We start from the raw sequence: 23,806 nt of genomic DNA, 5'->3' as shown, positions 1-23,806 counted from the left end.
CTTGGTCGCTCCCACGGGGGGCCGGACGATCCCAGCCACGGTTCGGCATCGACCTCGGTGATCCACGGCCGGACGTCGCCGCTCCACCCTGGCCACGTGCACCTGGTAACGCTCGTACCAGCGCTCGCGGGGTCAGTCCGTCCTTGCGGCGGCGGCCCTGTAGCGGTGCGGCGATGAGGTTGCCGAAGCCACCCTCGGGCAGGACGTCCTGGTTGGGGAACAGCCGGTCGTACGAGCGCAGGTCCATCGATCCGCGCAGCACCATCGCCTCGCGGAGAAGGACGGTGCCGGCGGCGCGCGCGGTGGCCGCGGGAACAGCGCCGGTGAAGAAGATCCACATGTGGGCGCCGCGGCCTGACTGGGAGATCTCCAACGCGGCGGGCACCGCGCTGGCTCGTGCTGCCTTCGCGTAGGCGAGGGCGTCGAGCATCGCCGTCGGGCCGTCGAAGTCGGCCACGACGTAGTGGCAGGTGTTGCCGGGCAGCAGCGGGTACAGGCCCATGAACACGTCGCCGACGAGATGTGCCGCGACGACCTCCGTCGTGCGGGGCAGGTAGGTGGTACCGCGCCGGTCCGTACCCTTACGCCAGCCTCCGGCGACCGCGGGCATCCACCCGGCAGCGCCGGTACGGGCGTTGTCCCACCGCACGGCGTACACGTCGGCCCGGGCCCGGAACCGGTCGGCGAACAACGCCAGCTTGTCCCGAGTCGGCGAAGCCATGGTGACCAGCCCTGGCGGCTCCACCGGCGCGGACAACTGCTCCGGCGCCGCAGTCGTGTCCTGGCCGCGCAACTCCAGCAGACGTCCCAGCCGGGCGTTCTCCGCCCGTAACCGTTCCACCTCCCGCCGAAGATCGACGAACTCGGCCACCGAACCCCATGCCGACCATCCTCGCGCATCGGGCTCCGAACACCCCTGACACCGGTCCGCTATTCTCCGCCGATGGCATCGAAGGGCAATGCCGCGCTGGAGGCGATGATCGAGGAAGCCACCGTCGACGCGTACGGCGACGACGAACAGCTCGCCGGCCTGTTCACCATGCTCGAAGAGCACTTGGCAGTGCCGTTCACCACCATCGTCCTCGGCGTCGAGGTCACCGTGCGGAAGGTTGACCTGACCGCGGACAGCATCGTCGCGGTCTGCTTCAGAGGTCGTCACCGGCAGCGGGTCGGCCTGCTCGACCTGCCGCTACCCACCCCCGCGCCGGACGGTGCCGCGTGGATCGACGCCTACCGACACTGGGCCGGACGGTAGGCCACGATGAGCGAGTACCAGTACTACGAGTTCACCGCCGTCGACCGGCCCCTCACCGGCCGGGAGCGGGCCGAGCTGCGGTCGCTGTCCACTCGGGCCGACATCACCGCCACCAGCTTCGTGAGCACCGACGAGTGGGGTGACGTCAAGGGCGACCCGCGCACGCTGATGGAACGGTACTTCGACGCGCACCTGTACCTGGCCAACTGGGGCACCCGCCAGCTCATGCTGCGGCTACCGAAACACGTGCTCGACCCCGCCACCGTCGCCCAGTAGTGCCAGGGTGACAGCGCATCCGCGTGGGCCGCCGGCACGCACGTCATCATCGATCTTCACGACGAGGACGAGGACGGCACCGACGAGTGGGACCTCGACGGCCACGGTCTGCTCGCCTCGATCATCCCGGTCCGGGCCTGCCTCGCCGCCGGCGACCTGCGCCTGCTCTACCTGGCCTGGCTGCGCTGCGTACAGTCCGAGGAGATCGTCGACGACGAGCCCGAACCGCCCGTCCCCGCCGGGCTGGGTGCCCTCGACGCGGCCCTCACCGCCGTAGCTGAGTTCCTGCGCATCGACCCCGATCTGATCGCGGCTGCGGCGGCCGGGTCGGCGCCGGCCGCCTGCGGTGAACTGACCGCTGCGCAACTACGGACGTGGGTCGTCGGGCTGCCCGCTCGGGACAAGGACGCCATCCTGACCGACCTGATCACCGGCGGCGACAGCCACCTGCGCAGCCGACTGCTGCGCCGCTACCGCGACGCACACCGCACCGACGCGTCCACCCCGACGGCCGTCCGTACTGCCGGGCAACTGCTCGCCACCACCGCGGAGCTGCGCGCCGGACGGGAACGACGGGACGCCGAGCAGCGTGAACGCGACCGGGTCCGCCGGGAACGGTCCGCCGCAGCAACCCGGCAACGACACCTCGACACCCTCGCAGTCGACCAACCCGCCGCCTGGCAGCGGGTCGACGACCTCATCGCCACGAAGAAACCCCGCGAGTACGACACCGCCGTTCAACTCCTCGTCGACCTGCACGACCTCGCCGAACGCGACGGAAACAGCGCATCGTTCCGACACCGGCTGGCCGAGCTACGGGCGGTGCACGCCCGCAAGCCCAGCCTGCTCGAACGCCTCAACCTCGCAGGCCTCGACACCTGACGCTTGACTCGCCGCCCGGTGAGCTGGCCACCATCGCCTACACGCGCTGCGGCTCTCGCGCCGGCGCCACGGCCTCAGACGTTGACCGTCGGCCTGCAACAGGGTCGGCGTGCGCGGCCATAGTGTGGTGTGAGGCATCAGGTATGGCCGTCGGACGACGACCTGTGGTCTTCGATCGCCGCCGGTGACGAGGCGGCGTTCGGTCGGCTCTTTGACCGGTACTCCCGTCCGGTCTACAACCATGCGTTCCGGTTGACCGGGTCGTGGTCGACGGCTGAGGACGTCACCCAGGCGACGTTTCTCGTCGCGTGGCGCCGCCGGCACGACGCCCGGCTGGTGGACGGCTCGGCGCTGCCGTGGCTGCTGGTCGTCGCCACCAACGCGGTCCGCTCCGAGTGGCGGTCGGCGCGCCGGTGGCTGGCGCTGATACGGCGTCTACCGGCAGAGCGGTACGCCGATGGTGACCTCGCCGAGGAGGTTTCCGCGCGGCTCGACGACGAGCGGCGGATGACCGAGGTCCTCTCGGTGGTCCGCCGGTTGTCACCGGCCGAGCGGGAGGCGGTGGCCTTGTGCCTGTGGTCCGGCGTGTCGTACCCGGACGCGGCAGCCGTGTTGGGCATCAGCGAGGTGGCGGTGCGGTCCCGGGTCAGTCGGGCGCGCAGCCGCCTGGCGCGGCTGCTGCCCGAGGAGATTCAGGAGGGGAAGCGGTGAACGACATTCTCGACCTACCCGCGGAGCGGGACCTGCCGCCGAAGGCGGCGCACGCGATGCGGGCCCGGATCCTCGGTTCTGTGCGCCCGCGCCCAGCTCGTACGCCACGACTGCGAGCCGCCGTGGCGGGGGTGGTGCTGCTGGCCGTGGCGTCCGGTGTCGTGGCGGTGGTGTGGCAGCGGCCGGACCGATCGCCCTTGCAGGTGCTGGCCATGGGACCGGGTGAGTTGTCGCCGACGCTGCAGGATGCGGCCGAGCGGTGCCTGCAGTGGAACTCCCCGCAACGGCAGACGCGGCAGAACCCGAGCGAGCCACCCGTCCCGGTGTCCCTGGCCGACCTGGCGGTGGCCATCGAGCGAGGTGACCGCGCGCTGGTGTTGTTCATGAACGACGTCGGCTACGCCACCTGCGACGTGGAAGGGGCGGGAACGGCCCGGGAGTCCGGCGGGGGCGCCACCGAGCCGTGGACGCACGGCGTCTGGCTGCCCGGGCCGGTGCAGCGGCTGCTGCTGACCTCCACCGAGTTCGACGGTGGGGACGTCAGCCTCAGCGGCCGGGTCAGCAGCCGCGTCCACCGGCTCGTGCTCGACCACGGCGACGGCCACACCACAGCAGCCCGGCTCTTCGAAGGCGCGTTCGGCCTCATGACCAGCGACGCAAGACTCAAGACCGGCAACGACCCTGAACTGGTCAGCTACGACGCCCACGGGACGGAGATCGACAGGCGTCCGCTGTTCCAGGCCGAAGACCAACTCGAGCACTGCTATACGGGCCCGGACGGCAAGCGGATCTACGGCAAACCGACCAGCGGCTGCCGTCCTGCCGAGAAGTGGGGGCGTTAGCCCTGATCGGAGGCTGACCGCTGTCCGGGGCGTGGGTCGTCACTCGCGGACCAGCCCCGGTGGCAGCGCGTCCTCCTCGGGTTGGACCTGGCGGGCGTTGGCCACGGGGTCGCGTTGAAGGGTGTGGATCATTGGTGCGGGGCCGCCGACGCAGGTCCAGGTGTCGTCCCAGAGGGCGGAGACCAGCCATGACCGGTCGGCGGGGAAGAACAGGTCGGGTAGCGCTCCGCGGCCGTGGCGCATGTGACCACCAGTCCGCCAGGTGAGGGCCTGCTCGGGGCCGGCCTCGACCAGCACGTACGGCCAGTCCCAGTAGAGCGACACCCTCGGGGCGCGGGGGAAGACGACATCGTGGGCGCCGGTGTCGAGGTAGGCCAGCCACCACGGCTGGTCCGGAGTGTGCGTGATGACGTCTTCGACCAGGGCCTGCTCGTAGGCGGCGGCGGTGACGTCGTCGGCCTGGTAGGTGGTGGCGTAGGCGTCGAAGACCGGCGGGATGGCGGTGGTGATCGAGACGCCGGCAGTGGTGTGCCCGGCGATCCAACTCACGTCGGCGGCGGCGCCGATGCGCCAGTCCCGCCCGTCCTTGCTGACCTGCACACCGCCATTCAAGCCGTTGCAGCGATGGTTGGCGTGGGAATCAGGCCAGTCAAGGAACGGCGGCCCCGCGCCCCCGTTATGGGCAGTCACGCCGTACGCCTTCCCCGCGCTCGATCGATTCCCGGCTCTCGCACATCGTGTCCGAGGCGCCGGCCAGCGGCGGCGGGCGGCTGGGGTTGTCGTGCCTGCGGGGCCGGGAGCGGGGATGGCTGCGTGTGTTTCGCCGAGATTGCTTGGCTGACGGTAGGAGATGCACCCGCCGCTTCATCGTCTGCGAGATTCGGTGGACCGCTGATGGGGACCCGCGACCTGCGTTCGCATTGGTAGAAGGTGTGCCACGACGCCGTCCACGCTCCGGCCACGACCGCGTAACACGGACACGACCGCTGGAGAGCCTGTTACGGGGAAACTCGTACGGCAGGTTCGGAGGGAGACCACGCGGAAAAGGACCCGCCTCAAGACGGACACCTCGCCGCGTGGTCGACCCTACAAACGCCGCAAGGCGGGGTGAAGCCACCCTCGAGGAAGCGGCGGCGGACGACCGCGTGCGGTCGTGTCGGTCCCGGTCGCCCGAGCGAATACGCTCGCGGCGTGGCCCGTCGAGAAGCTGAAAGAACTCGTCGCGGTAACGCCCAATGGCGCGATCGTGCAGATCGTCCGTCGAGACTGAGGAAGGCGCAGAGATGGCTGTCGAGTTCAGGTTGACCCTGGCGGGTGACCTGCCCCTGGACCACGTGGCTGATCTCGTGGCAGCCGAACCCGCCGAGAAGCCCAAGCCGAGCGGCACCAACCCACGGCTGCTCAGTGCCCGCCTCTACGACACCCGCGGGTACGCGCTGACCGTCTCCTCAGGGAGCCAGGGCTATTTCGATGCCGAGGCCGACGACGGTACCCGCTGGGAGTGGGAGCCGGAGACATACGTCGACATCGATTTCTCCATGCGGGCAGACGACCTGGTCGACAAGGGGATCCCGAACATGATGAAGGCCGTGGCCCGGGTGTTGGCCGCCCGGCAGGAAGACGCGGCGCTAATCCAGAACGGCAACTGGCTCCTGCTGACCCGCGTCGGGGGCACACTCCGCAGACACCGGCCCACCTGGTGGAGCCACTACGGCATAGACGACCTCATCATCACCCAATGAACCAGCCGAGCGCGGGTGACCCGCTGACGAACGACGAAACTTCGACCCGTCGTCCGCAGGCGACGTCGACGTCGTCTTCCTCGACCCCCGACGGACCTGACCCGCGACAACGACGACCGGGCCGCCGCGCGGCTGATCGCCACCTGGCCGGAATCCCCCGTGGGAGGCGGCGCCCAGCCGGGGGAGCGGGTAGCCCCACATGATCTTCGATGATGTGCGCGGTGTGTGCTCTCCAGCGGATGCCAACCGGGGTGAACCGGTGCCAACGTGGGTCACCATGGCCGACCGCCGGTCGCAAACCGGGGTTCGTGTGCTCCGGGTGTGGTCCTGGGCTGGGCGAACGGGGTTCCGGGGAACGTGGGTGAACGCGGGCCACTCCCTGCCACCCCAGGTGAACCCCCAGGTCGCTAGACTAGGCCCTCGCGCCCTCGTAGCTCAGGGGATAGAGCATCGGTTTCCTAAACCGTGTGTCGCAGGTTCGAATCCTGCCGGGGGCACCTCAAAGATCAGCAAAAACGCCCTCTGGCCTGCGGATACGCTTCCCCGTCGATCGGCCGAGGTGTGCAGCCGGATGCCACCCGGAGCCGCCGTTTGCAGCCGTCCGTGCAGAATACGTGCAATGATCTTGGGTGTACGAGCAAGGGTGTTTGCCCAGCTGAACGGCCCATCCGTGGTCGACAGGGAACGTGCCCTGTTTGGCAGGATCGTAGTCATGATGATTGGCCAGCCGACACCGCCCAGCCGCGCCGACGTGGAGGCCCGGTTCACGGCCATCCTCGACGGCGGCCAGTCGCGCGACGAGGTCGACCGTTGGGCAACCCGGGCTATACAAAGCCTGGAGTACGCCGAGGTCGATGAGACGATCTGGTGGGCACTCGGGATGCTTTCCGGCATCGATCTGCGCGCCGGCCCGGGCGAACCGTACCTGCATGACGACGAGCAGGTGCTCGGCTGGCTGACAGAGTTCCGGGAACGGTGCGGCGTCATCAGTTGAGCGCCGCTTCGATGCGTTCGTTCATCCGGCTGCGGTCCCCGTCGAGGCACTTCGCGTACACCTTGAGCAGCACGTCGACCGAGTGGCCGGCTCGCTCCGCGACCTCCGGAGCCGGTAAGCCCGCGTTGAGCCAGAGCGACACCCCGGCGTGCCGCAGGTCGTACGGGCGACCGGCCAGGGGAGAGGCGACCCGCTCCGGTGTCAGGCTCAGCCGCCGCGCCTCCTCCCACACGCGGGAGTACGTCGAGGACGCCACCACGTTGCCCCGCCCGCTGCGGAACAGCCGCCCGTCGGCACCCACGCCGAAGCGGTCGATGTGCGCTCGCAGGATCGCCACCAGCTCCGGCGGGATCGGCACCTCCCGCGCCTCTGCATCGCCCCGGTGCTTCAACCCCCGGTCGTCGTGCACCTCGCCACTGTCGGTGTACCGCTTCCCCGCCGCCGGCCGAGACCTCTCCAACGTCAGCAGACCCCAACCCTTCGCCGGCAGGTGGCAGTCCCGCTTCCGCAGCCCTAGCGCTTCACTTGGCCGCAGCGCCGCGAAGTACAGGCAGGCGTAGAAGGCGACCAGGCGCTCACCGCGCCGGCCGTCCTTGCCTCGCTGGCCGACGTATGTGACCCCGACGAGCAGTTCCCGCGCCTGGCGGACGTTCACCACGACTCGACGGTCTACCTCACCAGACAGCTTCCGCCGACTCGACCGCACCCGCAGCTTGTCGACCGGGTTGAAATCCAACAACTCCAGCTCGACGGCGTACTGAAGGACGTTGTAGAAGACCGAGCGCCGCCGCCTGGTCGTCGACGACGCCGCCGCCCGGCCGTCCATCCGCAGGCCGAGCGCGTCCAACGCCGGCCGCACCACCGCGGCTTCCGCCAGCGCCGACACCGGCAGCGAAGCCCGCTCCAACCAGCGCAACGCCGCAGCGACCTCCGCCGGCCGGTCGAGTTGCCGAGACGCAGGCGGAAACTCCCACTCCCGCAACGCCCGCCGCAGGACCACCGGGTCAGGCCGTCCTGCCATCTCCCGCACCAGCGAGGCCGTGACCGACGCCAGGGCATCCGTCGTGCTCTCGCGGGACTTGGCCGCCGCACCCGGCCACTTCATGTCGAGGTACCTGCGGACGAATCCGAGCCAGCTCACCGACTCCTTTGGCGCAATCATCGACTCCGGCAAACCAGAGTCGCCGTCGAACGCCTCGCCCTGGTTCGCCGCCTGCATCAGGTCCGACCGGAAGTTGTCCGCCAGCACCCGGGTGCTGAACGTCCGCGACTTCGGCCCCGCTCCGACCACCCACCGAACGGTGTACGACTTCTTGCGGCCCGCCAGCGCGTTGACCTGAATGCCCCGGATCCGCACCTCGCGGGACTTCACGCCGCCTCCCGGTGCTGCTCCAGCCACGCCCGCAGATCCCGGCGCTCAATGCGCAGCTCACCGTTGGGCAGCTTGATGCATTCCGGGGCGATACCCAGCTCACGCCAGCGGTAGAAGGTCCGCCGCGACACTCCGTTGAGGACGGATAGGACTTCCGGAACGGTCAGCAGCTCACTTTCCATGAGGGGTTCTGTCCTCCAGATGGTCAGGCAGCAGGGGAGAGGGATGCAGCAGTGGCCGACACTGCGCCGGCTGTTCGTTGTCGTGCGGTGTCGAGGTCGGTGCGCCATCGGATGCGGGCCGAGATCGCGCGCAGGAGTCGGTGTTCCAGGGGTGGCACGTCGGGGTCTTCCGGTCGGGCGAGTTCGAACCGGTACCGCGTCGCCCGTCTGCCTCGTCGGCCGCCTGGTCGTGTTCCTCGGTGTCGGCCATGCCGCCCGCGAGGATCGCCCGCACCCAGGCCCGGTTGTCTGCGCGGTGGTCGGCGAGGGTTTTGCCGGACCACTGTCGGGAGACGAGGACGCGGCGGCCGGTGAAGCCGAGGGTGGAGCGTTGGTGGACCTTCCCGGTGCACCGGCCGGGCGTCAAGCCGGCCTTGACGCCGTCGGGCTGGATTCCGTAGAGCAGCCAGTTGGCGCAGGTAGGTGAGCAGGGCAGTACGGACAGTTCTGCGTGCAGCCGGTCGAAGTGTGCCTGTTGCGCGTCGGAGCGTGGCCGAGCCATGTCGGTTAGGTCTTTGGTGACGTACTTGGTCACGTACCGGATGGACCGTTCCGCGTCCTTCGTGCCCTGCTCGATGCCGCGTGCGTCGATCCGGCCGAGGCGGGCGACGTAGGCGGGTCGGCTGTCGGGTTCCTCCAGGGCGTCGAGGGCTTCGCCCCAGGTTGGCAGCGGCTCGCGGGTTTTCGGGTCGACGTACTGCTGCTGGTCGACGTCCCAGACCGGTGGCTTGTCCACCCGGTAGACGGGTTCGTTGAACGGCGGCCACCACACCTGGTGGTAGGTGGCGGCGGCGATCTGTTTGAGCAGTCGGCGGGGGAGGGTGCCGCGGATCGCGAAGTGCGCGTGTGGGGCGAGGCGGCGTTGCAGCTCGACGGCGCCCGCGTATTGGACGTTCCAGCCGGCGGCCCGGCGGACGTTTTGCCACCACCGGTCGAGGACTCGGGCGAAGTGGATCGAATCCAACGCTGCCCGGCGGTAGTCGTAGGTGGTCGGATCCACCGGCGTACCGAGGACGTCATCACGCGGGCCGTGTCGCTGCCCGCACTCGCACGGCGCGATGTAAGGGCCGCGTCGTAGGTGGGAGTGCACCGGCCCGTGGGAGCCGAGGGTGAGGGTGATGAGCATGGAGGGCCGGTGGGTTTTGCCGGTTGTGCCGGAGTAGGCCCGGCCGACGGTGCGCGCGTCGACGGGCAGCCGGGGCAGGTCGGGTGAGTCCTGCCGCCGTCGGGTCGACCGTTTCCGGCGTGGCCGCTCGTCGCGGTCTTTCGGGGTCAGGTGCCCCCGCAGGCTCGTCTCAGCGAGGGCCTCGTCCAGTTCGGCGATGGCGGCGTCGATGTCGGCCAGGTGCGTGACCCGCTCGTCGGGGTCATCGGCTGGTACTGGACCGCTTCCCGCTCGAATTCCAGGTGCGCCCGCACCCGCACCAGGGCAAGCACGTCTTCCCCGGGCTTGTCGGGGCGGACGGCGGGTTCGTCGGTGAGGTGCCAGCCTTCCCGGATCTGCTGGATCCGCAGCCGCCGGCCGCGTTCCGCGCACGGCTTGCACTTGACGGCGAGGGTGGCCCCGCACGGCACCTCGACCACTTCGGTGAGGCCGGTGGCGGTGTCGGTGCGGCGCAGGGCGAGGGGGCGGACGCAGACGCCGTGTTGTTCGGCGAGTTGCTTGAGCGCGTCCTTGGCCAGGGGCTTGCGCATCCGATCGGCCCGCGACCCCGGCCGAGGCCGCTCCGTAGCCTGATCGGCCGGGGTCGCGGTGGGGATGAGTTCGAGTTGGCTCACCGGTCACCCTCCGGACCGGCCGGAGTGCCGTTGCGCGGGGTGAACGCTGCCGGCGAGACGGGCACTAGGCCGGGACGCCGATCGCGGTCGATCGACGGCACGGGCCGCAGGATCACCGGCCGAGGCTGCTGCTCGTGATCGGCGTCCGGGACGACGTTCGCCGCCTGGTCGCCGTCGGCGCGCACGGAAGGCGTGTCACTGCCAGTCGGCACGTCGGTCCGCCGCTCGTCGGCCGGCGGGTCGGCGGGTGCCGGTACGGGGGTGGTGGAGAAGACGAGTTTGGACAGGCCCAGGAACGCCAGCGCCGGCACGGCGGACAGCAGCCACCCGGACAGGCCCGGTTTGGCCACGGCGAGTTGCGCGGCCAACGAGAGCGCGACCGCACACACGAGCAGGAACATCGGATACCCGATCGGCCCACCGGTGCGGCGGCGTTGCCGGATGGTCAGCAGCGCCGCCAGGGGTAGCAGTTCGGAGATAGCGGCGTTAGCCCAGCCGAACCAGTCCCCCGTACCGGCCGGAGAGTTCGCCATCGTCCAGTCATGCACGTGGGTGAACGAGGCTGCTCCGGCGAGTCCGCCGACGATGAGGACGATGAGGACCAGGACCACGCCCTCTATCCGTTGCGCGTTGGTGGTCTTCACGTGGTCACCTCCCGCTCGTCGTCGGTGGTGTGGTCGAGGCGGCGGTAGGTGCGGCCGAGGGAGCGGATGTCGTCGTCGGTGAGGTAGGCGAAGCGGACCCGGACGGGTTCGCGGACGCCGTCGAGGACGACGAACCCCACACCCGGCGCCGTTTCCGGGATCCGGTCGCAGAGCGCGCCCCGGTCGCGGGCGGCGTCGCCGAGGACCATGTCGACCTGCTCCGGTTCGGTCAGCCGCAGGCCGATGCGGGTCGGAAACAGATCCCGGAACGGCAGCACGTCTTTGCGCGGGTCCTGGAGCGCGGCGATGACGTGCACGCCGACCGCGCGGCCCTGGGAGAGCAGGAGGCCGAGGGATTCCTTGATCCGGTCGCGGACTTTGCGGTCGGTGATGTAGGCGGTCAGCGCGGCCAGCTCATCGATGACCAGGACCAGCAACGGTGCGGCCAGCGTCGGCACATGCTGCCGGGTCACCCCCCGCAGCCGGGACGCACGCAGCCGCATCCGCTTGACGACTTCGTCGAGGACGCCGGCCATGGCGTCGGGATCGTCGTAGGCGAACCGGGCGAACAACGGCACCCCGGCCGCCAACTCCATGCCGCCCTTCGGATCGAACGCCCACACCTCGACCAGACCGGAGCGGATGCCGCCGGCCAGAGAGCGGATGAGTGACCAGAGCACCGAGCCCTTGCCCGCACCGGTCGCCCCGGCGATGAGCACGTGTGAGCCGGCCAGCCGCAGCCGGTACGGTTCGCCGTCTTCCCGCACGCCGAGGGGTAGCCCGCCGAGGTCGGGCACGTCCGTCACGGGCAGCGGCGCGACCATGCGAGCGAGGGGGTCGCGGCGCATGAAACGGACCACCACCCGGTCGGGGCGATCGGTGGAGCGGGCTTGCCCAGTGTGCTGGCGGAACGCGTAGGCGAGACGTTCCGCCGCCTGGCCCCAGTCATCCGGGATCTGGCCGGGAAGCATGCGCACGGTCAGTTCATCGCCCCACCGGTCACAGCGCAGCTTGACCAGTCGGGGCACGTAGCGGTCACCACCGAACACCGTCGCCAGCCCGCAGGTCGCCATCACCGACGCCCACCGAGGCCGGTACACCAGCAGCGCCCGGATGCGGGCGACGAGGGGGTACCAGCCGAACCGCAGCCACGACGCGGGATGCCACCGCCACCAGCCGACACAGCCAGCGGCAACCGTGGTGACGACGGCGGCCAGGACCAGGCCACCGAACTCCGCGCGGATCCACAGTGCGAGGACGGTTGGGCTGGTGAGCCACCAGTAGCGGACGGCCAGGACGGTGAGGCGGAGCAGGCCCCGGGCCAGCCACCAGAACACCAGCAGCCAGCCCGGCACCCGCCACGCGGGCAGACGCACATTCATCGGCGCAACGGGGATCTTGTCCCCCGGAATGATGTTGATCAGAGGCACACGCCACCGCCCTGACCACGACGGCCCCGGCCACGGCCGAGGGTGGAGATGCACGGCCGGCAGGACATGCGCCGCAGGTCGAACCGGCGCGGCTTCACCCACCGACAGCAACGCGGGCAGCGAATCGCGTAGACCACGCCCGACGGCGGCGGCAGGCGCAGCGCCGACCGGACGGCCGCCTCCACCTCCCGCAGCACGTGCCGCAGGTCGGCGAGGTGTGTCCGGACCATCAGGAGCAGCGCGCCGGCCAGCAGCGGCACGGCGGCGATCAGGGCAGGGTGAACTACGGTGGGCATCACGCCCTCCTTCATCAGACGAGGGATGAGGTGAGCGCGGGGACGGGCCGGGACTCTTGGCGGGGAAACGACCCGCCCCGCGCGCAACAGAACGTGCGTCAGGCAGCCACCGAACCCGGTACCGCCGCCGCCGGACGGATTGCCGAGGCCCGCAGGGAGTACGCCATCCGCGAGCGGCAGTCGCCCGAGGAGCGGCCCGGCTTGCACCGCTGCGAATCGACGTACGGGGTCAGGGTCAGGCCCTCGAACTCCACCGCCGGCGGGTAGCCGGGCACGGTGGACGGTGGCGGCACCGGCTGCTGCGCGGCGACCACCTTGACCTTCACCTCAGTTGAGCGGCCGAACTTTCCGGCCTCTGGGTCCAGGTCCATCACCCGCACCACCCAGACCCGCTCCCCGGTTTCCTTGTCCCGCGCCTGGTTATCCGCCTCACCCCGCCGCTCAAAGTCGATCTGCGGCGAGACCCCGAGGCAGAGAGCCCCGGCGGGGAAGACGTACTCGGACGGGACCGGCACCTTCAACGTCATGGGAACCACGCGTGCAGCCTCCTAGCCTCACAGGTCGTCACCCTGACAACCGGTTGAGTTAACAAGCTACGTCAGCTTGTAAGCACAAGCAAGGTTGAATGTGAGTCGGTTGCACAATGTGGAGACGGACCGGAGGCCACAGTGGGAGGACCTGTGCGGGAGCGTGTGACAGCCGATCGGCTCACGCTGGTATCCACCGTCGGCCGGTGGTTCCACCTGCACCACCCGGTGCTGATCGAGCGCGGACAGACCTACTGGGTCGACTACGAGACAAGCGATCTGTGCATCGACCGAGGCAGCGGTGACGTCAGGCGAGTCGCCGGCTGGGTGTGCCGCTGAGCCAACATCGGGAGGACGGCACCTCAGGACACGGCGTAGGTGTCTTCGATCTCGTGACGGCTGCCGGGCATGACCAAGACCGAGGTCATGATGGGGTCGCCGGATGCCTGGTAAACGGTGATGACGACGCTCATCACCGACTCGTCAGCCGGCACGTCCAGGGCGTCAGCTTCGTCGGGGCTGACCCGGCGGGCGGTCATGCGTTCGGTGGCGTAGTCGGCCCGTAGCCCCTTCTGCCGCGCAATGAGGTCGAGCAGGCCACCCGGTATCGGCTCCGGCTTGGTGGCGTCGGTACCAACCGCGATGTCCACCGGCACGAAGGTGGAGATCAGGTCGACCGGGCCGACCTCGGTGAGGGTCCGGCGGCGGCGTTCGTAGACCGGCGTTCCTTCGGGGATTTTCAACTCGGCCGCGATGCGGGGCGTGGCGAGGACCGGGCCGACGTGCAGGATCTCCGTGTCGCCGGTCTCGTCCAGCTCGACGGCGTCGCGGGCGTACTCCGGTGAGGTGCGGCCGGCGGCGGGTCGGCCGCGTACGAAGCTGCCCTTGCCCTGCTGCGACTCGATCCAGCCGTCCTGCTTGAGGATGCCCAACGCCTTGAGCACCGTCGGGCGAGACACCCCGAACTCCGTGCAGAGCTGGTTCTCCGACGGCAGCGCCGCACCGGGCGCGTAGTCGCCGTCCTCGATGCGCTTCCGCAGCGTGTTCAACACGCGCAGGTATTTCGGCGTCGGAATCTCGTACGCCATCGCGGGCACCCCACCTATGAACGCTGCATGTATTACAGCAGCTTATGAGTTGTTTGCATGACAGAACAAGTCAGCTCAGCCGTTCGGCTGTCACGCCCTCCACCGCAGCGGCCAACCACCCCGACCACGACGACGCCTGCACTCGTTCCGGACGGGTTGCGCCCGGCCACCGCCGAGGCAGGCAGCCGTACCGGCCGAACACCCGCAGCGCTGCCCGTCGCTGCGGACACGGACCGTCCACCCCGCAGGCCGGGCACTGTCCGTCCGCGCTCGACGGGGTGTGCCGGTCAAGCTGCGACTGCGCGGCCCGCAACTGATCACGCACCGCCCCCGACAGATACGTGGTCACTGGGCCGCACCCTTCGGCGCGAACAACCGGGTCGGCACGAGAACCTGCGTGCGGTCGCCGCGTTGGTGGCGTGGGTTGACTTTGGTGCCCTCGACCCAGATCCACTGCTCCCGTTCCGGCCGGTTGAGCACCAGGCGAACCCCGGTGACTCGCAACGTCATTGGCCCGTCGGTAGGGCGGTAGCGGTCGGCGGCGTCGATGTGCAGCACGGCGCCGAGTCGTACCCGTAGGTCAAACACCACGCCTCCTCGTCGTCTGCCGTGCCGTTCCCGACGGACCGGCGGGTAGTTGAGGGTTGATCTGAAGGCCGGCGATCCGCGCAAAGACCTCCCGCCGCGCCAACGCCTCCCCGGTGGTCGGGTTGATCGCGTAACCCGCGAGCCAGATCCAGCCGTCATACGCCGGCCGGTCACAGATCGAGGACACCCGCAGCCACAGCGCCCGGTCACCGCCGAACTGCACCGACGCCCGACCGTCCAACAGCACCAAGTCACCCGGATTCGGTGCACCCGGCGGGAGGGAATGCTGCCGGCGAGGCACCGAGGCGGGCGGGCTCAGTCGGGATCGTCGTTCGGGTCGCGGTCCCATGCCAGCACCCACCCCGGGCCAGCCTCAGCAGGACACCGAACGACCGGACCCCGCACAGTCCAGGCAGGACCGCCGGGCCAGCGGGCGAGTCCGCTCCGCTCCCCGGCCGATCGCCCGGACCTGGGAACGGGCGAGGGTGTACTTCCAGCCCGCACCGGAGCAGGATTGGCAGTTGGTCGATACGTTCAGCCCCGTCATGCACACAGGCTGTGGCACGAACCGCCCAGCGACCCGGAAAAACCTTCCGGGGTCGCCGCCGACCGAGGGAGACAGTGAACCCATGCGCGGGACCACCACCACCCTGACCATCGGCGAACGCGTCGCCTGGTACCGCCGTCGACGCGGCCTATCGCAAGAAGTCCTCGCCGGACTCATCGGCCGTACCGCCGACTGGCTCGGCAAAGTCGAAAACAACCGGATCGACCTGGACCGCCTATCCGTCATCAAGTCCCTCGCCGAAGCCCTGGACATCTCCCTCGGCGACCTACTCGGCGAACCCTCCCTGCTCGACTGGACCACCGACAGCGGCACCCACACCGTGCCCGCACTCCGCGCCGCCCTGATGAACTACCGCGCCCTCGCCCCGTTCGGCCGCGGCACCAACGCGGAACCGCCAGGCATCGCCGTGCTCAGGAAAGAGGTCGCGGCACTCTGGGATGCGTACCAGGACTCCCGATTCGGGTACGTCACCAGCCGGTTGCCCGACCTGCTGCACCGCGCCCAAGACGCCTCCGACCACTACGACGGTGACGACCAGGACGACGCCCGCCGACTCCTCGGCCTCGCGTACCAGCTCGCGGCCACCCAGCTCACGAAACTCGGAGAGAGCGACCTCGCCTGGATCGCCGCCGACCGCGGCCTGTCCGCCGTCCGCCCCACCGGTGACCCTCTCGTCACCGGCTCGCTGTTCCGGTCCGTCGGTCACGCCCTACACGCCACCGGCCGGTACACCGACGCCGTACGCCTCACCGAAGACGCCGCCGGCTACCTCGAACCCCACCTCAGCCAGGCCACACCCGAACTACTGTCCGTCTACGGCACCCTGTTCCTGTCCGGCTCCATGGCCGCCGCACGCGCCAACGACGCCGGCACCACCCGCACCTTCCTCACCGCAGCCGACCAGGCCGCCGCCAAACTCGGAGCCGACGCCAACCACCTGTGGACCGCATTCGGCCCGACCAACGTCGCCATCCACCGTGTTGCCACCGCCGCCGAACTGGGAGACCTACAAGTCGCCATCGACCTCGGCCCCCGCGTCGACACCACCGGCCTACCGATGGAACGCCGAGTACGGCACGCCCTGGAAGTCGCCCGCGCCTACAGCTCGTGGAACCGGGTCGACGACGCCCAAGCCATGCTGCTCGACGCCGAACAGATGGCACCCGAACAAGTCCGCCACCACTTCCTCAGCCGCCAACTCGCCCTCACCTGGGTCCGCCGGCAACGCGGCAAACCCTCCACCGAACTCGTAAGCCTGGCCCGTCGGCTCAAGGTGCTCGACTGACCCCAGCCCGATTACGCTGCCCTGGTGACGGCCAACGAGACGCCACCCATGGCAACCCCACGCGTCGCCGCAGGCGCCCTCTTCCTCAACGACGAAGGCCACGTGCTCCTCGTACGCCCCAGCTACAAGAACCACTGGGACATCCCCGGCGGCTACGTCGAACCCGGCGAATCACCCCGCGCCGCCTGCGTGCGCGAGGTGGAAGAGGAACTTGGCCTCTCGGCCCCAGTCGGCTCGATGCTGCTCGTGGACTGGGCACCTGCCGACAACGAAGGCGACAAGCTCCTCTTCATCTTCGATGGCGGATCACTCACTGCCGAACAGGAAAGCGGAATTCGCTTCGCAGATGGGGAGCTCCTCGAATGTCGCTACGTGCCTGCTGAAGCATTGGGGCAGTATGGGCCGTCCCGGCTCGCCCGCAGGATCCGCACTGCAATCGTGGCCCGCAGCGAAGGAGGTTCCGCCTATGCCGAGCATGGCAGCGCAATAATCTAGAACTGCGCAAACGCTTAATCGGCCCTGAACGTGATGCGTCAAGCTCTCCAGCTCAAGAAAGGTGTCCGATGTCTTTTTCAAGCTCTACCGTGAGCTTTCCCATCAAGCGTCTGAACGCAATTCCTATTCCGCTATCGGGGATCTTCGCAACCTCCTCTTCGCCTAAATGTGCTGCCAGGACGTCCCTCATCTTGCCAATGTCCATCACATCATAGTTGGGGATGTAATTCCTGTCCTTGCCGCACGGGTGGGTAATTGCCCAATGGGCGCGCACGAAACTCTTCGTCGCGAACCCGGCCGGCACTTTAGATCTCCTTTTCATTTCGCCGACGAAGACGTCTAAGCGCTTTAGAAGCGTAAGATCATTCATTTGTCGGAAGTAATGTAGCCAGCCATACGGGTTGCCACCGTAGATGCAGCCGGTAATCAATGTGTTGATGCGGCTCTCAAGCAGGCGAATATTCCTTTCATACTTATAGCGAGTAAAAACTCGTGCTATTGAATTTTCGACGTTTCGAACACTCTGGTCGCGGACGGATATGGTCAACGGATTGAACGTGTACCCGAGGTAGCTGAAGCCAGCCGAGATATCCCCACTGCTCGACTTGCCTCCCACGCCCGATACCTCGTGAACCCTTAGGCCAATCTCCCCAAAGAGTGTCACCGCTAGCTTGCTTATCCGATCGACGTCTATATGGTCGCACAATATCAAAATGTCATCCACGTAGCGAACGTAGAAGCAGTCCTCGTCCGCAAGCTGGCTGTCGATCCTTTGCATGACGAGTTCGGCTAGGCAATTCGATATAGCAAGCCCTTGCGGTACGCCCCGTGCATTCGGAGTCCGACTTCTGCGGTTCACAGGGACTGTTGATGTCTTCACCGCACCTAGAACGGCTTCAATGATCTCGTTCTTGCGAACTCTAGTTCGCAGCCCTTCCTCTATCAAATCGTGACGGATGGATGGGTAGAAGTCCTCAACGTCCATTTTTATGTAAGAATCGAAGCCGCCAACTTTAAGCGCTTCGGATATTTGATGTACGCGCTTTTGCGGGAGCGTGCCCCGAGTCTGAGGAAATAATTCGCCAAGGCAATTCGCCAGGGCGCGAAGCGCAATCCGATCCCGTGCTGTTGGGACTGACAACACGCGGGGTGGCCGCCCCGCCCCCTTGAGTTGAAGAAACTCTCGGTAGGCGCTGAATCGGTATTTTCCTGCCCTCATTTTTTGGGAGATTAAGGAGGCGACTACTCTAATCTCACCGTTCAGTGCATCCGGACTCACGCCATCACGGCCGCGAGCCCTCTTTCCATGCACATGTTCCCGGTAGGTGCGCACCAGGTTAGACGGGGCGGTCACCGACCTAAAAATTTTAGAAGCTGCCCTAGATGCCATTGAAGAACCAGTTGGCAAATGGTATCAATATCAAAATTGGCACCGCTAAGCTGGCGTATGGAAGCGCGGCCACCGACGAATACGCAACAGAAACGGCGAGATCACGAAGCAGCTGCGACTTGCTGCTTCCTTTGCCCTGATTTCCCCATCGAACCCTATAAAAGTCGCGGCTGGTGTGGTTCTCGGATGAGGCGACTGCGACCTCATACTCCCACAGCAATTTTTCACATTTTTCTTGCCGGTTCGGTCCTGCGTACTCCTTGAGGTTTTCGGCCGCAACAGAGATCTGCTGAATCCTCTTGTAGTTCTCCTCCATTGCCCGCGCCCTAGTTCCATAACCGGCACCCGAGACAACCAGCGAAGCTACCAACGAAAGTATGGATAGGGCAACCATGAGGGCGTCCCCGCCAGCACCGTACATATCCTGCTTCGTAAGAAGTCCGACAGACGCGATGGCCGTCGATGTTGATAAAGCAACTAGAGCGAGATTCCACGCAGTATTTGCGTGGCTGAGGCGACGAGAAGCGTTCAGTCGGCACAGATATGTCATGTAGCTTCTTTTTTCTAGACGCTCCAACATCGGAGAGAGAGCGTCAGGTAGCGACTCGGCCACTAGTCTCCTTGCCTGACCATAAAATAAACTTCACCCGCAGCACTCCGGATGCGAGCATTGCCTCGGAAATTAATCCGAGGCAAACCGCATGGGCGGACCAATACGGCATGTTACTACTGCCACTCAAGCGATGTACCTGAGCAAGTGGCCGAGCCGCCTGGCACCCTACCATCCAACGCTACCCGGGCGCTCCTTCGCTCAGTGACAGCGACTTGGCGAGAACCAAGAAGAGTGCGACGAGGGGAGAGGCTCACTACACAGCAGGTTTCGCCATATGCTTACACGGACTTATGCTGGCAAACACCCTCTAGCGCCTTGGGTTTGGTTGGCCGTCAAGAACTGGATGGCGACCGGTGTAAGTATTCGACGGTCGTTGGCGTGTAGACGCAGAAGACGCGAGACGCCCTCCACCGCGATGGCCTAAGGCTGCGTACGAGCAGGCGTCGCTCGCAGGGCCGTCAGGTACGCCGGGCCTTCAGTTCCGCCCAGCTCCCTCTTCGACAGCGCTCTTCGACAGGCAGCTGCCGAAACACTCTCTTTAGGATCAAGGCGCTCCGCGCGGCGCGGGCCGGGGCGCGGCAAACGGCTCCTACGGAGCCGCCGCCCCGGCGCAAGGGCGCCGGGGCGGAAAATCAGCCGGCCCGAACCCCACGCCCCGCCCCGCGCGTCAGCCTGGGTCAGCAAGGTGACCCGGTGACGAGTCCCATAGGTCGACAGGGACCAGGACGACAACGTATCCCTACCTTCTCTTCATGCCTCGTGACGTTTCGCCGCGGACCGGTTCCGTGGTGAGCCAGCGCGAGTTGCCGAACGGAATCCGTCGGCGCTCTCAGGTCCAGGTGGGGAAGGGGTGAGGGTGAGCGAAGGGGTGGAGGTTAGGTCGGGGTCGGTTAGAGCTGCCTCCGGCGGGGGCCAGACGACTCCGGGATGGAGTTGCCGAATGGTCCAGGTTGTGGGTGGTGGGGGTGGAATGCCATCCCGCCAGCCACCGACCCAGGCAAGCCGAGCAGACCAGGGCCAGGGTGACAAGGTCGTACGTCCGGTAGGGCGCTCCACCTTGTCACCCTGGCCCTGGTCTGCTCCACGGAGTGTGGGTCGGCGGCAGACGGGATGGCGAGAATGAGCTGCGAGTGAACAGTCGGCCGTGGCCGAGCGATGAACTACCAAGTCGGCATCTTGAACAGGCGCCCATTCTGGCCCTCGTCATGAAGCGTGATCACGACGTCTTCAGGTGAGAGCGTCTGAGGGCCGGAACCGATGGGCAGAGGAAGGTCGCTGTCGAGAAGTGAGATAATTGGCTGGAGTCCGAAGCCTGCATACTTCCTAAAAACGCCGATCAGTTTCTCTCGCTTACGGGGCTCCAGCTGTTCCAATGCGCCATCGTGGTAAACAAAGCGAGGGAATGGCACATCTAGGTATGTGCGAAGGAATGCGAGGTCGAAGGCGATGCAGAGAAGTTTCTTATATGAGGTTCCGCGGTCGCCACTCGTTGCCGTTCCGGCACTTCCTATGAACTCAGCCGTGAAGTCGAGTCCTCCCTGACTGTTCAACTTAATCGCAATGATCGCGTTCTGCCCCAGGACCTCATAGATGATTTCCGTGAAGTACCGGCGCAGTCGCCCGAATCGGCTTTCTTCGTCCCGGCTAATCTCCTGGATCTGAGTTTCGACGGCAGTTTCAAGATGGCCGAACTCCTCAGCCAAAGTTCTCTGCTGACGCCGCAGGTCCGTCAGTCTCGCCGCTGCGGTTCGCTTAGCTTCGAGGAAGCCCAATTCACCTTGAAGGTCTGCCAGTTCAACCGAAAGGCTTTTGTATTTGTCAAGCGAGTCGGAATTCCTGAGGAATTCAAGAGACTGGGCGCGCCTCAGGTTAAGCGTTTCAAGCTCCTTACGGATCTCTACGAGCCTCGCTTGGCTCTCGGCTAGCTGCTCCTGAAGTGCCTCCCGGCGCTCCTCCGTGATCGCCCGGTTGAAAGCGAGAAGCTGCTCATACTCTCTCTTAATCTGATCGCCAAGGAAGACCCCAGCTTGACGGAACAGATCCTCGGCATCCTTTGGCCGGAAGAGTACTTGCTCTTCGTCTAGCGACTCGGCAATGCGCTGTATGAGTTGGTTGAGTCGATAACTTTCCTCATTCAAGGCAGTAATCTGCGACTCGGTTTGGTCGATTAGTTCCGAGGTTGCGCGGGTGTCCTCCTCTTGGAAGTTGAAGGAGGAAAGAGTGGCCGTCTTTGCGTCGATGTCGCGTCTCTTGACAGAAATCAAGCCGTCGAGCACGGAGGGGTCGACATCCTCACCACTCCACTCGCGGGTCAGGGTGGCGAGATCGGCTGTAGTTGCATTAAGCTCTTCCTTCTTCTGGTAAAGCTCAACGACTGGGCCGGACTCCATCCCAATTAGCTGCGCTACGAAGGGCTTCCAGTCCTGGTGCTTGCCGGAGAACTTGCCCAGTTGGAAAACGTCTAGGTAGTCTCGCTGTGACCTAATCAGATATCCGACTACCTTCCGGAAACCCCAGGGGCGGAGCGGATCAATAGCCAGCATGCCGTCGAGTAGCCTCTTGGCGCGATCGAACGGCAGTGCAAGATGATCCCAGTCCGGGACATCCAGCGCCGTTATGTCCTCGATCGAGGATTCACTCCGCTTAAAGTAAATCTTGGATCCTGGATCGACCGGACGCCCGATGGTTAAGTATTCCCCATCGGGCAACTCAATCTCAAGGTAGAAGGTGAACGCTGCGAAGAGGGACCCATGCTTGAAAAGGAAGAAGCTGTTACTCTTCCCCTTTAGCAGGCAGTAGTCAATCAGCTCTGCGAGCGTAGACTTACCAAGATTGTGCGTGTCCAGAAGTCTGTTTGCTGGAACGCGAATTTCGGCCAGCACAGCAGAGAGGCCTTCATTGAACGTTACTGGTCCAAAAATCTCCGGCCTGTTCGAATAGAGCCTCTTAAGCTTCATTATTGCCCCGCATACTCGAAAAGGTCGGCCGTGGCACGATACTCCACCAAGCCGAGCAGGTACAGCAAGTTTATTGCGGGAGTGAAGAGGAAGTCGGAGCCATGAGACGCTTTATCTAGAACCGCTTTTAGGTCACCATAAGGCACTGCCCGCTTTCGTCTCAACTCGGCAAGCAGAACCGTCGAGGCGGCTAAGACCGTTTGATCCGGGTGGGAATGCTTATTGGGCCTGAGCATCTGGAGTTTCCCCAATATCGCAGTGCCAGTACATGTAAAAAATCATCGCGCGAGTCAGCCGTCGATTTCGTGATAGAGCTCCGTCTCTCTTGAAGAGGAAGTCGACAAGGTAGTTGAAGAGCCTATCGAATGACTGGTATTCTCTGCGGCTCGCGACTATCTTGAGCTGAAATTCCTCGACGGCCCCTTCGTACAGCCGTAGTGCGTCAGTGTTGGCCGGATCAGCCAAGAAGCGCCCGATTCTGTGCGTCTCGTGGAGGTATCGGCTTCTGAGCAACTTTGCAAACTCGGGCGTCATCCCGTTAACCCGATTTTTCTCGTCGTACGTGACGCGGTCGACCACAGGGGCATCGTCAGGCGGCGGTGACGCCTCTAGGCCCTTTGCGATTTCGAGGATGACCTCGGCCAGCTCATAACTCGAAACGAGGAGCGGGCCGTCTATAGGGTCGATTCGAGCGCGGCGCAGAATATCCGGATGCGCATGGAGCGTGTCATCCATATATTCGACTCCTGCAAGGAATATCCGGCTTCTATCTAGGCCCGTTTCTTGAGCCAGTCGGTCCGTGATGAGCGGGGCTGTCACGCCACCCAAACGCCGATTGCTGAACAAGATATAGTTGTGTAGCTCGTCATCCGCTACCAGTTTCCGAATCCGCGGGATCTCCTCTGATAGCACCGAGCTTTCACCAGGCCCGCTGAAGTCACTGTCACTGAAATGCGCGTTGGTAGCGTTCGTGTGCTTGGCTTGGCCGATCGTGATTCGAGTCCAAGGATCGGCCGTGCTTGGGAACCTAGCGGCGGTGCCGTCGAACCGCGCATCCCGTCCTCCGTCGGGCCCGGCCGCGAAGGACTGGACGCCCTCCCCGAAGAGCATCCGCATGCACTGCACTACCAGTCGTTCGAACTGGCTGTCGTCCAGATCCTCATACGGGTACCCCATCCTTCCAGGCTACCGGTCGGATAGAGCGGGCGCGATCCTACACTTCTGCTGACGGTCGTGTTTGGAGCTTGCAATCGAGGTGGTAGACACTGCGATCGCGCGAAGCAGTACTGCCGACCTCCCAGGTGTCCAGACGTCGACAGCTTCAGTCCGAAGGGTGGTGTAGGGCTGCTGGTCGACCCCAGCTCAGTACAGCCATCCGTACAGCCAAGCCGGCCGACGGACGCTGCCCGAGGTCGACGGGAGCCGACACGGCGAGCAGGTCAACGGCCCTGGCCGACGCTAGCCGACAGAAGTCTTGATCTTTGCAAGGCAGGGGTGGCGCGCTTGCGGCCCGCCCTGCGGGGCGGCCTCCGGCCGTCCTCGGGCGGTCCGCAGCGCCCGCCGTGCAGAATGCCTGCAATGATCTTGGATTGGAACGCCGACGGGGACACCGGACGCGCAGGTGGCGGCCACAGTGGGTGGCTTGCCTCAGTCGCCTTCCTAAACCGTGTGTCGCAGGTTCGAATCCTGCCGGGGGCACCTCAAAGATCAGCAAGAACGCCCTCTGGCCTGCGGATACGGCTCACAGTAGACCGCCTTGCCCCGGTTGACCTCTGGCTTCGGGTCCGATCGATCTTGTTGACGTGGATCGCTTGGACCCTGACGGGACGCGGCCGACATCGATCGGCCAGG

The 23,806-nt window shown here is 66.1% G+C and carries 27 protein-coding genes, 1 tRNA gene and 2 pseudogenes; 10 read left to right on the top strand and 20 right to left on the bottom strand.

Features of this window, described 5'->3' with window-relative positions:
* Nucleotides 1-196: 196 nt before the first annotated feature.
* Nucleotides 197-721: pseudogene (locus KIF24_RS35230) on the bottom strand (TOTE conflict system archaeo-eukaryotic primase domain-containing protein); the annotation flags it as partial.
* Nucleotides 722-943: 222 nt separating this feature from the next.
* Between KIF24_RS35230 and KIF24_RS27205 the strand changes: the two are divergent.
* Together KIF24_RS27205 and KIF24_RS33530 are read left to right on the top strand one after the other, a co-directional pair.
* Nucleotides 944-1,255, top strand: a complete 312-nt coding sequence (locus KIF24_RS27205; RefSeq protein ID WP_221086457.1) for a calcium-binding protein — start codon at nt 944-946, stop codon at nt 1,253-1,255.
* A gap of 6 nt (nt 1,256-1,261) precedes the next feature.
* Complete coding sequence (locus tag KIF24_RS33530; protein WP_230415930.1) at nt 1,262-1,531, top strand: hypothetical protein; 270 nt, start codon at nt 1,262-1,264, stop codon at nt 1,529-1,531.
* On the opposite strand, the gene KIF24_RS33525 is transcribed toward KIF24_RS33530, so the two are convergent.
* Nucleotides 1,490-1,897, bottom strand: a complete 408-nt coding sequence (locus KIF24_RS33525) for a hypothetical protein (RefSeq protein ID WP_230415929.1) — start codon at nt 1,895-1,897, stop codon at nt 1,490-1,492. The genes KIF24_RS33530 and KIF24_RS33525 overlap by 42 nt on opposite strands.
* Nucleotides 1,898-2,332 (bottom strand): hypothetical protein, encoded by a 435-nt coding sequence (locus KIF24_RS33520; RefSeq protein ID WP_230415928.1) that lies wholly within the window; start codon nt 2,330-2,332, stop codon nt 1,898-1,900. It abuts the gene before it with no gap.
* A gap of 210 nt (nt 2,333-2,542) precedes the next feature.
* Between KIF24_RS33520 and KIF24_RS27195 the strand changes: the two genes are divergently transcribed.
* Together KIF24_RS27195 and KIF24_RS27190 are read left to right on the top strand one after the other, a co-directional pair.
* Nucleotides 2,543-3,124 carry an RNA polymerase sigma factor gene (locus tag KIF24_RS27195; RefSeq protein WP_221086456.1) on the top strand — a complete coding sequence of 194 codons (582 nt, stop codon included), beginning with the start codon at nt 2,543-2,545 and terminating at the stop codon, nt 3,122-3,124.
* Complete coding sequence (locus KIF24_RS27190; RefSeq protein WP_221086455.1) at nt 3,121-3,966, top strand: hypothetical protein; 846 nt, start codon at nt 3,121-3,123, stop codon at nt 3,964-3,966. Before KIF24_RS27195 ends, KIF24_RS27190 begins: the two co-directional genes overlap by 4 nt.
* Before the next feature lie 39 nt (nt 3,967-4,005).
* On the opposite strand, the gene KIF24_RS27185 is transcribed toward KIF24_RS27190, so the two are convergent.
* The gene (locus KIF24_RS27185) at nt 4,006-4,566 is read right to left on the bottom strand and encodes a hypothetical protein (RefSeq protein ID WP_221086454.1); all 561 of its coding nucleotides are present in this window, start codon (nt 4,564-4,566) and stop codon (nt 4,006-4,008) included.
* A gap of 683 nt (nt 4,567-5,249) precedes the next feature.
* Between KIF24_RS27185 and KIF24_RS27180 the strand changes: the two genes are divergently transcribed.
* From KIF24_RS27180 to KIF24_RS27170, 3 genes are all read left to right on the top strand, one after another.
* Entirely contained in the window at nt 5,250-5,708 is a 459-nt protein-coding gene (locus KIF24_RS27180; RefSeq protein ID WP_221086453.1) for a SitI3 family protein, read from the top strand.
* Between the two features lie 424 nt (nt 5,709-6,132).
* A tRNA-Arg gene (locus tag KIF24_RS27175) sits at nt 6,133-6,205 on the top strand.
* Nucleotides 6,206-6,351: 146 nt separating this feature from the next.
* Entirely contained in the window at nt 6,352-6,702 is a 351-nt protein-coding gene (locus KIF24_RS27170) for a hypothetical protein (RefSeq protein ID WP_221086452.1), read from the top strand.
* Here the strand turns inward: KIF24_RS27170 and KIF24_RS33515 are convergent.
* The 7 genes and pseudogenes from KIF24_RS33515 to KIF24_RS27135 all read right to left on the bottom strand — a co-directional run bounded on the left by KIF24_RS33515 (nt 6,695) and on the right by KIF24_RS27135 (nt 12,971).
* Nucleotides 6,695-8,074, bottom strand: coding sequence for a tyrosine-type recombinase/integrase (locus KIF24_RS33515; protein ID WP_331461303.1), 1,380 nt, complete (start codon nt 8,072-8,074; stop codon nt 6,695-6,697). The two genes, KIF24_RS27170 and KIF24_RS33515, sit on opposite strands and share 8 nt — an antisense overlap.
* Complete coding sequence (locus tag KIF24_RS27160) at nt 8,071-8,256, bottom strand: helix-turn-helix transcriptional regulator (RefSeq protein WP_018722283.1); 186 nt, start codon at nt 8,254-8,256, stop codon at nt 8,071-8,073. Before KIF24_RS27160 ends, KIF24_RS33515 begins: the two co-directional genes overlap by 4 nt.
* 23 nt (nt 8,257-8,279) lie before the next feature.
* A pseudogene (locus KIF24_RS35225) lies at nt 8,280-10,074 on the bottom strand (replication initiator).
* Entirely contained in the window at nt 10,071-10,718 is a 648-nt protein-coding gene (locus KIF24_RS27150; RefSeq protein ID WP_221086451.1) for a DUF2637 domain-containing protein, read from the bottom strand. The pseudogene KIF24_RS35225 and the gene KIF24_RS27150 overlap by 4 nt, the downstream one beginning before the upstream one ends.
* The gene (locus KIF24_RS27145; RefSeq protein ID WP_221086450.1) at nt 10,715-12,148 is read right to left on the bottom strand and encodes an FtsK/SpoIIIE domain-containing protein; all 1,434 of its coding nucleotides are present in this window, start codon (nt 12,146-12,148) and stop codon (nt 10,715-10,717) included. Before KIF24_RS27145 ends, KIF24_RS27150 begins: the two co-directional genes overlap by 4 nt.
* Nucleotides 12,139-12,444: a hypothetical protein gene (locus KIF24_RS27140; RefSeq protein WP_221086449.1), complete on the bottom strand. Its 306-nt coding sequence runs from the start codon at nt 12,442-12,444 to the stop codon at nt 12,139-12,141. Before KIF24_RS27140 ends, KIF24_RS27145 begins: the two co-directional genes overlap by 10 nt.
* Nucleotides 12,445-12,542: 98 nt before the next feature.
* Complete coding sequence (locus KIF24_RS27135; RefSeq protein WP_221086448.1) at nt 12,543-12,971, bottom strand: hypothetical protein; 429 nt, start codon at nt 12,969-12,971, stop codon at nt 12,543-12,545.
* Between the two features lie 153 nt (nt 12,972-13,124).
* Between KIF24_RS27135 and KIF24_RS27130 the strand changes: the two genes are divergently transcribed.
* Complete coding sequence (locus tag KIF24_RS27130) at nt 13,125-13,310, top strand: hypothetical protein (RefSeq protein WP_221086447.1); 186 nt, start codon at nt 13,125-13,127, stop codon at nt 13,308-13,310.
* A 23-nt stretch (nt 13,311-13,333) separates the two neighbouring features.
* Here KIF24_RS27130 and KIF24_RS27125 read toward each other — a convergent pair whose 3' ends face one another.
* The 4 genes from KIF24_RS27125 to KIF24_RS27110 all read right to left on the bottom strand — a co-directional run bounded on the left by KIF24_RS27125 (nt 13,334) and on the right by KIF24_RS27110 (nt 14,894).
* Nucleotides 13,334-14,059 (bottom strand): GntR family transcriptional regulator, encoded by a 726-nt coding sequence (locus KIF24_RS27125; protein ID WP_221086446.1) that lies wholly within the window; start codon nt 14,057-14,059, stop codon nt 13,334-13,336.
* A gap of 70 nt (nt 14,060-14,129) precedes the next feature.
* Complete coding sequence (locus KIF24_RS27120; protein ID WP_331461302.1) at nt 14,130-14,408, bottom strand: hypothetical protein; 279 nt, start codon at nt 14,406-14,408, stop codon at nt 14,130-14,132.
* A complete protein-coding gene (locus KIF24_RS27115; protein ID WP_221086445.1) occupies nt 14,405-14,647 on the bottom strand; it encodes a hypothetical protein in 243 nt (80 codons plus the stop codon). Before KIF24_RS27115 ends, KIF24_RS27120 begins: the two co-directional genes overlap by 4 nt.
* Nucleotides 14,640-14,894, bottom strand: a complete 255-nt coding sequence (locus KIF24_RS27110; protein WP_221086444.1) for a hypothetical protein — start codon at nt 14,892-14,894, stop codon at nt 14,640-14,642. Before KIF24_RS27110 ends, KIF24_RS27115 begins: the two co-directional genes overlap by 8 nt.
* A gap of 382 nt (nt 14,895-15,276) precedes the next feature.
* Between KIF24_RS27110 and KIF24_RS27105 the strand changes: the two genes are divergently transcribed.
* The gene (locus KIF24_RS27105; protein ID WP_221086443.1) at nt 15,277-16,500 is read left to right on the top strand and encodes a helix-turn-helix domain-containing protein; all 1,224 of its coding nucleotides are present in this window, start codon (nt 15,277-15,279) and stop codon (nt 16,498-16,500) included.
* A 24-nt stretch (nt 16,501-16,524) separates the two neighbouring features.
* Nucleotides 16,525-16,995: an NUDIX hydrolase gene (locus tag KIF24_RS27100; RefSeq protein ID WP_331461301.1), complete on the top strand. Its 471-nt coding sequence runs from the start codon at nt 16,525-16,527 to the stop codon at nt 16,993-16,995.
* Between the two features lie 52 nt (nt 16,996-17,047).
* Here KIF24_RS27100 and KIF24_RS27095 read toward each other — a convergent pair whose 3' ends face one another.
* From KIF24_RS27095 to KIF24_RS27080, 5 genes are all read right to left on the bottom strand, one after another.
* A complete protein-coding gene (locus KIF24_RS27095) occupies nt 17,048-18,349 on the bottom strand; it encodes a reverse transcriptase domain-containing protein (protein ID WP_221086442.1) in 1,302 nt (433 codons plus the stop codon).
* Between the two features lie 25 nt (nt 18,350-18,374).
* Nucleotides 18,375-18,998 (bottom strand): SLATT domain-containing protein, encoded by a 624-nt coding sequence (locus KIF24_RS27090; RefSeq protein ID WP_221086441.1) that lies wholly within the window; start codon nt 18,996-18,998, stop codon nt 18,375-18,377.
* 1,160 nt (nt 18,999-20,158) lie between these two features.
* The gene (locus tag KIF24_RS27085; RefSeq protein WP_221086440.1) at nt 20,159-21,955 is read right to left on the bottom strand and encodes a DUF2326 domain-containing protein; all 1,797 of its coding nucleotides are present in this window, start codon (nt 21,953-21,955) and stop codon (nt 20,159-20,161) included.
* Nucleotides 21,955-22,191 (bottom strand): ABC-three component system middle component 8, encoded by a 237-nt coding sequence (locus tag KIF24_RS34790; RefSeq protein ID WP_331461300.1) that lies wholly within the window; start codon nt 22,189-22,191, stop codon nt 21,955-21,957. Before KIF24_RS34790 ends, KIF24_RS27085 begins: the two co-directional genes overlap by 1 nt.
* Entirely contained in the window at nt 22,175-23,131 is a 957-nt protein-coding gene (locus KIF24_RS27080; RefSeq protein ID WP_221086439.1) for an ABC-three component system protein, read from the bottom strand. Before KIF24_RS27080 ends, KIF24_RS34790 begins: the two co-directional genes overlap by 17 nt.
* Nucleotides 23,132-23,806 lie beyond the last annotated feature (675 nt).

Origin of the sequence: Micromonospora tarapacensis (assembly GCF_019697375.1) — a bacterium.
GTDB lineage: Bacteria > Actinomycetota > Actinomycetes > Mycobacteriales > Micromonosporaceae > Micromonospora > Micromonospora tarapacensis.
This window is presented reverse-complemented; position numbering and strand designations above follow the sequence as displayed.

Coding starts and splice junctions, on each gene's coding strand:
- KIF24_RS27180 (WP_221086453.1), top strand. CDS start 5,250: ATGGCTGTCGAGTTCAGGTTGACCCTGGCGGGTGACCTGCCCCTGGAC.
- KIF24_RS33530 (WP_230415930.1), top strand. CDS start 1,262: ATGAGCGAGTACCAGTACTACGAGTTCACCGCCGTCGACCGGCCCCTC.
- KIF24_RS27140 (WP_221086449.1), bottom strand. CDS start 12,444: ATGCCCACCGTAGTTCACCCTGCCCTGATCGCCGCCGTGCCGCTGCTG.
- KIF24_RS27160 (WP_018722283.1), bottom strand. CDS start 8,256: ATGGAAAGTGAGCTGCTGACCGTTCCGGAAGTCCTATCCGTCCTCAAC.
- KIF24_RS34790 (WP_331461300.1), bottom strand. CDS start 22,191: ATGCTCAGGCCCAATAAGCATTCCCACCCGGATCAAACGGTCTTAGCC.
- KIF24_RS27080 (WP_221086439.1), bottom strand. CDS start 23,131: ATGGGGTACCCGTATGAGGATCTGGACGACAGCCAGTTCGAACGACTG.
- KIF24_RS27085 (WP_221086440.1), bottom strand. CDS start 21,955: ATGAAGCTTAAGAGGCTCTATTCGAACAGGCCGGAGATTTTTGGACCA.
- KIF24_RS27135 (WP_221086448.1), bottom strand. CDS start 12,971: ATGACGTTGAAGGTGCCGGTCCCGTCCGAGTACGTCTTCCCCGCCGGG.
- KIF24_RS27125 (WP_221086446.1), bottom strand. CDS start 14,059: ATGGCGTACGAGATTCCGACGCCGAAATACCTGCGCGTGTTGAACACG.
- KIF24_RS27105 (WP_221086443.1), top strand. CDS start 15,277: ATGCGCGGGACCACCACCACCCTGACCATCGGCGAACGCGTCGCCTGG.
- KIF24_RS27205 (WP_221086457.1), top strand. CDS start 944: ATGGCATCGAAGGGCAATGCCGCGCTGGAGGCGATGATCGAGGAAGCC.